This window comes from Haloferula luteola (assembly GCF_014201715.1).
GTDB lineage: Bacteria > Verrucomicrobiota > Verrucomicrobiia > Verrucomicrobiales > Akkermansiaceae > Haloferula > Haloferula luteola.
Genome location: NZ_JACHFD010000014.1, coordinates 63,558 through 75,794 on the forward strand (window position 1 = coordinate 63,558; position 12,237 = coordinate 75,794).

Consider the following 12,237-nt stretch of genomic DNA (forward strand, 5'->3'; position numbering starts at 1 on the left):
TTTTCTCGGTGGAACCCACCGACGGTGTGAGAGTTTTCCTCACCGTCTCCACTTTTTGACGACCGAAGATGATTTCCCTCAAACACCAGTTCTTATTCATCCACGTTCCCAAGACCGGGGGAAATAGTATCCAGAATATCCTCAAGGATTATTCCGAGGATGACATCGTGATCATGGGCGAACATCAGGATGGGGTGGAGCGTTTTGAGGTTCGCAACGCGAACTATCAAATCACCAAGCACGCGACTCTTGCTGAATACCGCGAGGTTTTGGACCGTGCGACCTTCGAGAAGTTGTTCAAGTTTGCGACGCTGCGAAATCCATGGGACATGATGATCTCATTTTATTTTTCTCCGCATCGTAAAGTGAGTGCGTGGGATCGGGATGATTTTCTCTCCTTGTTGGCCGAGACACCGACCCTGAGGCACTACGTGCATTGCCCGAAAGTGGGAGAGAAGCTTCTTGGCAAGATGGGCTTGGGTGCCAAAGGAAGCCTGACCCAAGACATCGATTTCTTGATCCGTTTTGAGTCGATCGACGAGGACTTCGGTAAGGTTTGCGATCGGCTGGAGATTCCCCGGGTGGTTTTGCCGAAGCGCAATGCCTCTTCCCGCGCGCACTACTCGAGCTACTACGATGAGGAATTGGTCGCGAAAGTGGCGGATCGGTTCGCGGAGGAAATCGAGTGGGGGGGCTACCAGTTCGAGCGCGCCTGATCGGGCTCCCCGGGCTCCCTATTGGAAGCCGATAGGGAATCCGTTTTTGGCATGAAATTTTTCAACGAATCGGCTTTGCCAGCGCGGCCCTTGGCGCAGCCGTTTTGGGGTTCCGATGGTCGATTTCCAGTCGCGCCAGCCTTGAACGAGAGACCCTTGCCACCAAGGCGTGGAAGCCATTTCGGGTGGGAGGTGGTAGCCGAGCTTTGCCAGAGACGCACGACGTTCCGGGTTGGAGAAATACCGACGTGCCCAGCGACGGCGGCCCCAGTTGTCGTAGGCGCTTCTCCAAGCCTCACGACTTTGTTCGGAAACACCCTGGTATTTCACCACCCCTGTTGGGTCGCCGAGGGATCCTCCGGCAGTCAACGCAGGTTGGCGGGCATGAGCTGCAAGTCCGGATAGGCCCAGATAACATTCGAGCTTCTCCATTTCCGCGACGGGATTGCTCACCAAATCTTCGTAGCGGACTTCGGCGATCCGGTCGGGATGGGTGGCGGCGAAGCCCAATAGGGAATCGAGGCCGCGGTGGAGATCGATGGCGTAGTCGTCGACCTCCCATGCTCCCCGGCAGAAGGTATCGCACATGGAGGAGGCGACCGCCAAGGGGTGGCGCCAGAGGATGATGAACCGTGCGTCCGGGAACGTGCGGCCAATTTCATCGGCAATGAGCGAATAACGAGGGGTCTTGTCCAGAAACCACGGCTTCCCGGCTGCGAGTTCGTCGTAGACCCCCAAAGCGAGTTGTCGAACCCCCTCGCGATAGCGGGCGTCGAATCCGGGGGACGCCTGGCGCATGTCATCCATGGCCTGGCTGACCAAATAGTCCCAATAGGGGGCCCGGCGGGTCATGATCTCATCGTTCCCTAAGAATCGGAGCAGAAGACTGGGCTCACCCAAGGTGGCGACCTCTCCGCTGGCCATCAACATGCGCTGGAGCAGGGTTGATCCCGCACGGGGCAGGGAGAGGAGGAATAGCGGGCGAGTCATCGGTGCAGAGGACGAAGGAGGCAGGACCGTTCAGGTGAGTGAGTAAGGCAGCTTGCGATGCACCCAGGCTTCACCATCCCAGTGAATGTTGTCGTAGTCCGCAGCATCGAATATTTGGGGAAACCATTTTCGGCCCTGACGGGCGACCTGTTTCTTGAGGCCTGTTTTGCGCGCAAGAGTTCTCAGTTGCCGCAGGCGTCGCGTCTGGTTGAGAACTTCAGGAGGGCACTGCTGGCGCATGTGGGCGACGGACTCGTCCATTTCTCGAAGGCAATCGTCGAGAAACTTACCTGCGCGGTTGGTGCCGTGAGCGCGATATCCCCCGAAGACGGCGTCGACGGTGTAGAGCCGGTCGTGGAGAAAGAATCGTGACCAGAGTTCCCCGTCGACCATCAGCTTTTTATCTTGGCTGATGTAACCTCCAGCCGCCTCCCACAGGCTGCGGCGCCAAAAGACCGATTCCTGTTGGATCCAACCGTAGTAGCGGCCAAGGAGGAAATCGTGGATGTTCTTAGGGGTGCGCTCGGCGTGCGTCATGATGCCCTGGGCGTTCCACCAACCATTGAAGCCCACGATCCAGTTGACCTGCGGAAATTGATCGAAGATCTGGGCGACCGCCTTGAAGCACCAGGGAGTGTAAAGGTCATCGGAGTTGAGCCAGGCCATGATTTCGCCCTGAGTCCGGGCAAATCCTTTGTTGATGGCATCGGCGTGACCTCGGTCGGGCTCGGAGACCCAGAAATCGAGACGGTCTGCATAGCGTTTCAGGATCTCGACGGAGCCATCAGTGCTACCGCCATCGATCACTCCATACTCCAATTCGGGGTAGTGCTGTCCGAGAACGGATTCCAAGGTGGCCTCAAGAAACTCCCCTTGGTTGAAAGAGGGGGTGATGATCGAAATCCTGGGAAGGGTGGCCATGGGATGCAGGAGGACGGTGGGCAGGATCGCCAGAAATCCACGCCGCGAAAGGTTCTGACAGGGCGGTGGAGAGGCAAGTCAAAAGCCGGTAGCTTAGAGGGGAAGGATGGCGGAGTGGGTGAATTTCAAGGGCTGGCGCGTCCCAGTGCGGGGTGGGTCGGTGCCATGGAGAGGCGGCGGGATCCGGCCGGAAATGAAGCTTGTCGATCGCTTGCCCCTGACAAGGATGGGCCGGACGATGAACCGCTACGCCCCTTACTTTGCCCTTCTGAAAGGCGCCCGAGGCCGATTCCTGGCCGGATTGGCGGCGGGGATCGTGTATGCTTTGGCCAGTGGTGCGGGCATGCCGCTGATGATCAAAACGGTGTTTCCGATCATCTTCCGATCCGACAAAATCGAGTCGGTGGAATCGGCTCCCGAGCCCCCAAAGCCCAAAGGTGAGTTTCGGCAGTGGCTCGACAGTCTGGTGCCCGACGGGGTCAAAAAGACGGCGAGCTTCATCAATGACCATGAGGCGGTTCGCGAGTACTTCGATCAGCGGTGGGGCGAGGAAAAGGGTCGCAGTATTTTGCTGATGAGCGCTTGCGCGATCATTCCCTTGGTGGCTGCGGTGCGGGGGATTTCCAATTTTCTGAACGTCTACTGGGTCGCCAGTGCGGGGGTGGAGGTGTTGGTGAAGCTTCAAGGGATGGTTTTTGCCAAGATTCAGCGGCTACCCTTGGCGTTCTTTTCAGGGAAGAAAACCGGGGACCTCACCAACCGGGTGATGGGGGATGCGAGCATGCTTCAGTCGATCGTCACGACGGCCGCGAACGACTTGCTGAAGCAGCCGTTCACGCTGATTGCCGCGATCGGATATTTGGTGGCCGATGGCTTGAGTCATCAGGAATCATTTTTCCTGATGCTGTGTTTGTTGAGCATTCCATTGGTGGTGGTGCCGGTGCGTTTGATGGCGAAGCGCCTGATGTTCCGTGCGGCGCGGATGCAGGCGGAGGCGGGCAGCAACTCGGCGGTGTTGGTCGAGTCGCTGGGATCGACTCGAGAGATCCGCGCGTTCAATTTGGAGGAATTGATGAACCGGCGGTTTGAGGAAGGGAAGGCGCGTTGGAACACGCTGAACATGAAGGTGCTCAAGTACCGCTTCTCGTCGATGCCGATCATTGAAACTCTGGCGGCGTTGGTGGTGGCAGTGGCTCTGTATTACGGAGCTCGCCATGAACTGACCTTGGAGCGCTTTCTTGCTGTGGTGGGGGCCTTGTATTTGGCCTACGATGCGATGAAAAAGATTGCCGCGGTGTTCAGCCGGTTGAAGGAGGGGGAAGCCTCCCTTGATCGATTGGAGGTGATTTTGAATGCGGACGAGGATGTCAGGGATCCCGAGAATCCGGTGGAAATAGGCCGGGCCGTCGGGAGTCTGGAGTTTTCGACCGTATCGTTCCACTACGACGACAAGCCCGCCCTTGAAGAGGTGGCGGTGCAGATTCCTGCGGGGCAGATCGTGGCTTTGGTGGGTCCTTCGGGAGCGGGCAAAACCACTTTTGCCAGCTTGGTGCCACGGTTCTACGATCCGGTGGAGGGCGCGGTGAAACTCGATGGTCTCGATATTCGGCAATTGCGCCTGAAGGACCTGCGGAATCAGATCACTCTGGTTCCCCAAGAGGCCGTGCTCTTTTCAGGAACCATTGGTGACAACATCCGGCTCGGACGCATGAATGCGACCGACGAAGAGGTCATTCAGGCGGCGAAGATGGCCAATGCCGACGACTTCATTCGTGCCAAGCCCCATGGATACGACACGATGGTAGGCGAGCGTGGAGCTCAACTCTCTGGTGGTCAGCGCCAGCGGATTTCCATTGCGCGTGCTTTCCTGAAGGATGCTCCGGTGCTGATCCTCGATGAGGCGACCGCCTCTTTGGACTCTGAAAGCGAAGCTCAAATCCAGCAAGAGCTGGCGACTCTGGCCAAGGGGCGGACGACGCTGATCATCGCCCACCGATTCAGTAGCATCCGCATTGCCGACCGGATTCTCGTATTCGAAGGCGGGAGGATTGTGGGTGACGGCACATTTGATGAGCTCGCCGCTTCCCATGATCTGTTCCGTGCGCTTCTTGAGCGCCAGCGTCATTGAAATCCGCGGGCGCGGGCGCTTTCCACCTCTGTTCGGAGAACATGGGGCGCGAGTGTTTTTAGCTCATCGACCGAGTGCCATCCGGGCAAGGGTGGATGCCAGAAGGGTTCGTAGAAACAAACGGGTCCGCCAATCCATCCGCCGAGGTAGCTGAAAGTGCTGATGGCGGTGAGCAGGACATCGCATGCGGCGAAGTGATGAAAGGTGTCGAAGACCGGGAAATCGAGCTGCAGTTCGGCACCGAGTTGGGTGAAGGGCTCGAAATCCTCAGGTTTTCCCTGGGAAAAGAGGATCAGGTGAAGGTTTTCGCGGCCAAAGACACGATGTAGATGACGCACTCGTTCGACCACCGTTGCGGTTTCCGTGAACCGTTCGGAGAAGAGCCCGGACGCACCGACATCACCGCGACGCAGATGCAAGGCGACTCGGATTTTGCCTTCGTCAAACCGGAGTGGCGGGGTCGGAGTCCGCAGGTAGCGCTCACGGAGCTCAGGTGCCAGTTTGGCGAGAACCTCTGGGTGGCGATTGGTGACTTTGTGGGCGTGTGCGAGCTGATGGACCGTGTGGGGGCGCGGCAAAAAGCGATGAGCCCTTCGGATCGCACGGAAGGAGAGTCCTTGATCGAGAAGCGCTTGTGCGGAAATTTCGCCGTGGCCAAGCTGAAAGCGCTCTTCCCATGCTGCTGCCCAAGCCTCGCGAGATTGATCCTCAGGGCGGTGGGCGACGTCGGAGAGGGGGGTGTGGGCGTAGGTGAGACCGCGAAGCTTGGCGAGAGCCATCACGGAGATCTGGGCAATGATCTGAGCTCCGCCACCATCGTCCCGGCCTGCGCAGGTCAGGTAGGAGGGGCGGGGGCGAAATAGGGAAGCCAGCATGGGAGACGAGGCAGCTAACCGGACCGGATGGCCTTCGGCAACCATGGCTTGCCCGACAGCCGCGGATTGACCGCCTCGGGGGGGATTGCTACGCCCTCCGAGATGGAGCAGGCGAAGGCGCGTCCGCGGGTGGCGGTGGTCGGAAAATCACGGAGTATTCTCACGTGGTTCGAGGATCTGCAGCAGGGCTTTCAAGAGGCCGGTGCTGAGGTTTTAGGCATCGGAACCCAAGCGTTGAATGCGGCGGAAAGGTGGGCGGAAAAGCGAGAAGGGCGGCGGGATCTAGAGAACCCTGCCGTGGTCGATCGCATGATCGCCGAGTTGGAGAACTTCGCACCCGATCTGGTGGTGTTTCAGAATCGGGGAGGATTGGTGAATTCGGCGTGGGAGAGATTGGCACCCAGTCTCAAGAATACTCACGTGGTGGGGTGGCTGTGCGATCACATGGGCGGGGTGCCTCACGGGCAAGAGGCATGTTTTGACCAAGTGTACTATTTCGATAGTGGCTGCATTCCCGCCTTGGAGAAGTTTTACGGCTCGGCGGCCCCATTGAGTTTTCTGCCCCTTGCCGTGAATCCGGAGCGATATCCTTGGATGGGAGATCGGCCCCGAAAGCCTGCCGTCGTATTTGCGGGGAAGTGCAGTCAGCATCGCCGTGCCCTGTTTGATCGGGTGAAGTCAGAGGGACTGCCCATCGAGGTTTTCGGGCCGGGTTGTCGTGATTTTCTCCGCCCGTGGAGAGGGCGACGGATATCATCCGGCTCGTTGGCTAAGATTTACGCCAGTTATTTGGGCTGCCTGAGCCCTCTCCAACCGGGAAATACCGAGTGTGGATTGAACCTCCGGGCATTTGAAGCACCCTGTAGCGGAGGGGCGGTGCTGTACCCGGAGGTGCCGGATCTTCCGTTGTGTTTCGAACCCGGGAAGGAAGTCATCGGATATGACGACTTTGCCGGATTGGCAGTGGCGATTCGCCATTTGTTGGCAAACCCTGAATATGCCGATCAGGTGGCTCGAGCGGGTCGCGAGCGGGTTCTCGCGGAGCACACGTTTTTGCATCGAGCCCGCCGACTGTTGGGGGAGGCGGGGATGTGAACGAACCTTAGATGCCAGCTCGGTGGGCGACGAGGTCTTCCATTTCTGGAAGTCGCTTCTCGATGGCGCGCACCAGAGCGAACTGGGCCCTGCAGCGATCGAGATTGTGGTCTGGCCGATGAGTTTTGAAGTAACGGTCCCCATCGAGAAAATCGGTCAGGAAGCGAATGCCACACTCCAGGGCGAGAAGTTTTCCTGACTCGGCGAGCAGGGCGATTTCAGCAGGTAGGAGGAAAGAACCCGCGCTGGTAAGGTAGCCGTCGACCAGCGCTTCGAAACGGTCGAGTCTCAAGTCGATGCGGTTCAGGTCGGCTTCATCTTCACGAGTGCTGGGGCAGATGGTTCGCACCATGTCTCCGAAATCGTAGAGCACGGATCCGGGCATCGTGGTGTCGAGATCGATCACGCAAACTCCTTCGGCGGTCACTTCGTCGAGGAGAACATTGCCGAGCTTGGTGTCGTTGTGGGTGACGCGTTCGGGGATTTTGCCGAGGGCGATGAGATCGGTGACTTTTCGGGTGTCCATCTCCCGATCCAGAGCGAATTCGAGCTCGATGGCGACGCGAGTGCGCCGGCTGACTGAATCTTCGTTGGCAATCGCCTGGAGCGTGGCAAGGCGCTTCGGAGTGTGGTGAAAATCGGGAATTGTTTCGTGAAGTCGGGGCCCCCCGAGGTCGGCGGCGAGCTTCTGGAATTCGCCGAATGCCTTTGCCGCTTCGCGGGCTTGTTGGTGGGTTTCGACTTCGTCGTAGCCTTTGGCGCCCTCAATGAAGGGGAACGTTCGCCACCAATTTCCATCAGCATCGCGTGCCCAAGGCCGGCCATCGAGGGCGGGAATGGTCACGAGGGTTCGCCGGTGCGCCTCGGGGTGATCCATTTCGAGGAGCCGCTGCAGCGAGTGGCGAGTCACCCGTTCGATGTTCTCCATCAACGCGGCTGGGTTCTTGAAGACGTGGTCATTGATGCGTTGGTGAATGTACCGCATCGGTCGGCCGGCTTGATCGTAAACGGCGCAATAGGTGTCATTGATGTGACCGGAGCCGTATGGCTGGGCCTGGATGAAATCGGCCCGCATATCGAACAGGCCGGAGATCGTTTTCAAGTCGTGCACGCGGCGGATGCTCGGGGTTACGGGGCCGGCCCGACAAGTGAAACCGGAACTGCCTGCGGAACAGGCTTTTCGGTTGCGTGGATGGCGTCGCACCGGGAACGTGCCGAGGTGTTTTTGAAAGGGTTCCGGGATTTGGTGAAAACGTCGTGGGTGAATGTCCTCGAGGAGCTGAAGCGATCCGGTGGCATGCCGGTGCCGGAACTCCAGAGGCGCCTGGGAGGCAGTTACATGGGGGTGAAGGACCAATGTGAGGCCCTCCGCAAACGTGGCTTCGTCGAAACGTGGCGTGTTCCCCGGACTGAGGTGGGTCGGCCGGAGATCATGTATCGACTGGCGCCCAAGGCGGAGGGCTTGTTTCCAGATGCGGGCAAGGAACTCTCACTGGGCTTACTGGAGGCGGCGCGCCAGGTTTATGGAGATACCGCTCCGGAGCGCTTGTTGCTTCACTATTTTCAGCAGCTGGGAGAAGAGTGGCGGCCGCGGCTCCAGCGAGCCAAATCGCTGGTGGAAAAGGCGACGTTGTTGTCGGGGCTACGGGACAAGGTCGGATGTTTCAGCCGCTGCAAATACGATCCTCAACGGGGATTTCGGATCGAAGAATACCATCATCCCTTTCGGGCCATTCAGGAGGTCTTTCCCAATGCGATCCAGTTCGAGTTGAGGATGATGGAAGAGCTTCTCGGGAGTCGGGTGGTGCGTAAGGAAGTTCCCGGTGGACGCGGAGGGCCGGCTCGCGTTGACTATGAGATTGCGACTCTGGGGGTGCGTGAATAAAGGCAGCGGTTCCGGGGTCTGATCTTGGCATCACCCCTTCCGACCGATGAAAACCTTGATTTCCCTGTCCCTGGCCGGAGCGTTTCTGCTCACCGCCTGCGATCGTTCGCCCTCGTCTTCCGTCGAACGAGAGGATGCGGAAGCCGTCCTAACGGCATTGGATGAAGCTCGCCAAGCCGCCGAATCTGAGCGTGAGGCGCTTGAGGCTGAGCGCCAGCGCTTGGAAGCGGAACGCGATGCCTTGGCCGATGCTCGATCGCTCCAAGAGGAGGAACTCTCCGAGATCGATCCTGTTGAATCCGTCCCGGTGGCGGTGGCCGTGGATGAGAATGACCCCGCTGCCCAGAGAGACATGCTGGAGGCGTGGGAGGCGGATCTGACCGAGCGGGAAAAGGACCTCGCGGGATCGCAGGCACTGGAGGACGAACTGGAAATCGTTCCGGAAACCTATCAGGAGCCGGTGGCCGACTATGGGCTCTTCTATGATTCCTTGCAGGATCAGGGCGAATGGTTCGATACGCCGGACTATGGTTACATTTTCCAGCCTCGTGTCGTGGTGCAGGATCGGCAATGGCGTCCCTACACTCATGGGCGTTGGGTGTGCAGTGATCGCGGATGGCTGTGGGTTTCCGACGAATCCTTTGGATGGGCCACCTACCACTATGGGCGTTGGGTTCTCCTTGCGGGGCGCGGGTGGTGCTGGGTTCCGGGCGGGGAATGGGCACCTGCCTGGGTGGCATGGCGACATGGCGGTGGTCATGTCGGCTGGGCGCCGTTGCCTCCCGAAACCATGGTCGGCTCGCCGACGCCTTGGGGGGTCAACGTGGAGGTGGATTTCGGGATCGCCGAGGTGTGCTTCATTTTCGTGGAGGAACGCTACATGGCCGCTCCCATCTGGAGGCACTGCGTGCCCTTTCCTCAGTATCGGCGATTTTGGGCCCAAGCCCGGCCGTGCACCAATTTTTACTATGTGCATGGCCGCCCCATGGCCTGCGGCCCCAATTACGCGAATCTTCGCCGTCGGGTGGCCACTCCGTGGCCGGTCCGCAGGATTGATCTCGATCCGATTGGGGGATTGAGGGCTCCGGGCATGCGGGCTCCGCGGCAGGTGGATCGCTCGATTCGCGTCTTTGCGCCTTCCCTCAATGCGGCCTGGAACCCTGCCATCCGTCCTCCAAAGCTGGGCAAACCGATGAAGACGATTCAAGTCGAGCGGGCTGCCGGAGGAGTGAACCGGGAATGGATGGGGCGCTATCAGCAACAGCGCAAGCAACGTGACGAGGCTCGGAATCGTTGGGCAGGCCAAGTAAATGATGTGCGGCAGCAGCAGCTGAAGAAGAACCGGCTCGCCGTGGTGGATGCCCGGGAGCAGTGGATTCAAAAGAAACTGGCAAAGCCACTTCCCCAGCCGGCAGTTCGTCCTGGCTCAAGAGATGTCCGTCCTTCCGTGCCGAACGTGAAAGAGGAGCCGCGTCGTGGCCAAGACGACGCAAGGCGGCAGTCACAGGAGGCGAAGCGACTTCAGCAAGAGCGGAAGAAGACGGAACAAGCAGCGCTCAAGCAGCAGCAGGAACGAGTTCGTGAGCAGCAACAACAGCGGCAAAAAGAAGCGGCTCGTCTCCAGGCGGAGGAAAAGACTCGGCAGCAAGAGCGGAAGAAGGCTGAGCAGTCGATGAAACAGCAGCAGGAGGAATCCCGCCGTCAGCAACAGCAAGAATCTCAGCAGAAGTTGCAACGCCAGAAGCAGGAGCGGGCCGATCAGGCGAAAGAACAGCGTCAGCAACAGGAACGCGCTCGCCAAGAGCAGCAACGCCAGCAGCAGGAACGCGCTCGCCAGGAGAAGGAACAACGCCAGCAACAGGAACGGGCTCGCCAAGAGCAGCAGCAACGCCAGCAGCAGGAGCGGGCCCGCCAAGAGCAGCAGCAACGCCAGCAACAGGAACGGGCCCGCCAAGAGCAGCAGCGCCAGCAGCAGGAGCGCGCCCGCCAGGAGAAGGAACAACGCCAGCAACAGGAACGGGCCCGCCAAGAGCAGCAACGCCAGCAGCAGGAACGCGCTCGCCAAGAGCAGCAGCGCCAGCAGCAGGAACGCGCTCGCCAGGAGCAGCAGCAACGCCAGCAGCAGGAACGCGCTCGCCAAGAGCAGCAGCAACGCCAGCAACAGGAACGTGCCCGCCAAGAGCAGCAGCAACGCCAGCAGCAGGAACGCGCTCGCCAGGAGCAGCAGCAACGTCAGCAGCAGGAACGTGCCCGCCAGGAGCAGCAGCAACGTCAGCAACAGGAACGTCGCAACCGGTAAGGTTCACGAAAGCCTTGTGGTCGCTTCAGGAGTCGATGAGCTTTGCAGGCGTGAAACCTGCCTTGGGTCAACCGGCTCCGGATTACTCCGGCCTCCTTGTATTTCCTGACGGATCGACTCGCTCGGTCGGTCCAGACGACTTTCGTGGTCGCTGGGTCGCGCTCGTGTTTTACCCGAAAGATGCGACTCCTGGATGCACCACTCAAGCCTGCGAGTTGCGGGACGGATGGGCTCTGCTGAAGGGGCGTCTGGAGGTCATCGGGGTGAGCATCGATGCCGAAAGCAGCCATCGGAAGTTCATCGAAAAGCAATCTTTGCCCTATCCGCTCTTAGTGGACGATTCCAAGCGGATCGTGGAGGCCTACGGTGTCTGGGTCGAGAAATCCATGTATGGCAAGACCTACATGGGAACGGAGCGTTCGACTTTTCTGATTTCGCCGACAGGAGAGATTCAAGCCATCCTTGAGAAGGTGAAGCCCAAGGAGCATTTTGAGCGGCTCATTAAGGCTTTAGAGCAAGCGGGCGGCTAGGCGATCTCGATCGGTCACAGTCCACGCCGGAAACCGGAAAAGCGGGGGCGTGTCGTAGATGGGCGTTCCGGGGTTGCAAAAATCTGAGGATCGAGGAGGTCCGGGCGGGTGGCTTCGGGGAACTCAAAGCGAGTCAAAAAGTCAGCGATGAAACAGCTGGCTTTCGGCATCGATGGATGGAGGTAGACCGGCAACTCGATGTTGACGGCGGGTTCCCAGATGGAGCTTTCACGGGGGACGATGACCCAGTCCTGTTCGGCTCGGTAGGAAAGCAGTGGAATCCCGGTGAGCTGATCCGCCGATTTCTGGAGCTGATGGAGAAAAGGGCTCTCAGGACGCATCTCGGCGGCTCCTAACCCATAGTGGAAAAAGGCCATTTGAGTGCCGTGGTGAGGTGTGGAGAGGGTGACGAAGGCGTCGCAACGCTCCGCTCCGCCAAGCTCCTGCAAATAGTAGCGGGAGATCAGACCTCCCATGCTGAACGCCACCACCACAAAGTGAGATTCGGGGCCCCATTGTTCGTCGATAGATTGCTGGAGCTGTTGGGCCATCGGCTCAAGACCATCGCGCCCATCGGCAGGTTTCAAGCTGGGGGAAATGCAGGGAATTCCCGCCTTTTCGAGTTGGGTGCGCAGGCGCCCAAAGCTGAGGGATTCGTTTTGCCAAATTCCATGTACCAGGACGATCTGCCGAGCTTCCACGGGTTGCCAAGCCTGCTCTGGCAGCTGGGCGGCGGCGAGTGAGGCCGTCGCGATCAGTGGGATCAGGAAAGGGGAGGGCATGGGGAAGATCGTGTTT

11 protein-coding genes are annotated in these 12,237 nt (G+C 59.4%); 6 read left to right on the forward strand and 5 right to left on the reverse strand.

Annotation, left to right across the window (positions count from 1 at the left end; translation table 11 throughout):
- Positions 1-68 precede the first annotated feature (68 nt).
- The gene (locus tag HNR46_RS13995; protein WP_184019850.1) at positions 69-716 is read left to right on the forward strand and encodes a sulfotransferase family 2 domain-containing protein; all 648 of its coding nucleotides are present in this window, start codon (positions 69-71) and stop codon (positions 714-716) included.
- A gap of 18 nt (positions 717-734) precedes the next feature.
- On the opposite strand, the gene HNR46_RS14000 is transcribed toward HNR46_RS13995, so the two are convergent.
- Complete coding sequence (locus HNR46_RS14000; RefSeq protein ID WP_184019852.1) at positions 735-1,706, reverse strand: sulfotransferase family protein; 972 nt, start codon at positions 1,704-1,706, stop codon at positions 735-737.
- A gap of 30 nt (positions 1,707-1,736) precedes the next feature.
- On the reverse strand, positions 1,737-2,627 hold the full coding sequence (locus HNR46_RS14005; RefSeq protein ID WP_184019854.1) for a glycosyltransferase family 2 protein: 891 nt from the start codon (positions 2,625-2,627) through the stop codon (positions 1,737-1,739).
- A 238-nt stretch (positions 2,628-2,865) separates the two neighbouring features.
- Here HNR46_RS14005 and HNR46_RS14010 point away from each other — a divergent pair, with 238 nt between their 5' ends.
- Positions 2,866-4,755, forward strand: a complete 1,890-nt coding sequence (locus HNR46_RS14010; protein WP_184019856.1) for an ABC transporter ATP-binding protein — start codon at positions 2,866-2,868, stop codon at positions 4,753-4,755.
- Here HNR46_RS14010 and HNR46_RS14015 read toward each other — a convergent pair.
- Positions 4,749-5,630 carry a hypothetical protein gene (locus tag HNR46_RS14015; protein ID WP_184019858.1) on the reverse strand — a complete coding sequence of 294 codons (882 nt, stop codon included), beginning with the start codon at positions 5,628-5,630 and terminating at the stop codon, positions 4,749-4,751. The two genes, HNR46_RS14010 and HNR46_RS14015, sit on opposite strands and share 7 nt — an antisense overlap.
- A gap of 27 nt (positions 5,631-5,657) precedes the next feature.
- Between HNR46_RS14015 and HNR46_RS14020 the strand changes: the two genes are divergently transcribed.
- The gene (locus tag HNR46_RS14020; protein WP_184019859.1) at positions 5,658-6,725 is read left to right on the forward strand and encodes a CgeB family protein; all 1,068 of its coding nucleotides are present in this window, start codon (positions 5,658-5,660) and stop codon (positions 6,723-6,725) included.
- Between the two features lie 7 nt (positions 6,726-6,732).
- On the opposite strand, the gene HNR46_RS14025 is transcribed toward HNR46_RS14020, so the two are convergent.
- Positions 6,733-7,836, reverse strand: a complete 1,104-nt coding sequence (locus HNR46_RS14025; protein ID WP_343076045.1) for a phosphotransferase enzyme family protein — start codon at positions 7,834-7,836, stop codon at positions 6,733-6,735.
- A 135-nt stretch (positions 7,837-7,971) separates the two neighbouring features.
- On the opposite strand from HNR46_RS14025, the gene HNR46_RS14030 reads away from it, so the two are divergent.
- The 3 genes from HNR46_RS14030 to HNR46_RS14040 are packed head-to-tail and all read left to right on the forward strand — an operon-like array spanning position 7,972 to position 11,439.
- Complete coding sequence (locus HNR46_RS14030) at positions 7,972-8,610, forward strand: helix-turn-helix transcriptional regulator (protein ID WP_184019861.1); 639 nt, start codon at positions 7,972-7,974, stop codon at positions 8,608-8,610.
- Between the two features lie 46 nt (positions 8,611-8,656).
- Positions 8,657-10,909, forward strand: a complete 2,253-nt coding sequence (locus HNR46_RS14035; protein ID WP_184019863.1) for a DUF6600 domain-containing protein — start codon at positions 8,657-8,659, stop codon at positions 10,907-10,909.
- Between the two features lie 50 nt (positions 10,910-10,959).
- Entirely contained in the window at positions 10,960-11,439 is a 480-nt protein-coding gene (locus tag HNR46_RS14040) for a peroxiredoxin (protein WP_343076046.1), read from the forward strand.
- Positions 11,440-11,453: 14 nt separating this feature from the next.
- On the opposite strand, the gene HNR46_RS14045 is transcribed toward HNR46_RS14040, so the two are convergent.
- Positions 11,454-12,221 (reverse strand): esterase/lipase family protein, encoded by a 768-nt coding sequence (locus HNR46_RS14045; protein WP_184019867.1) that lies wholly within the window; start codon positions 12,219-12,221, stop codon positions 11,454-11,456.
- Between the last annotated feature and the right edge of the window lie 16 nt (positions 12,222-12,237).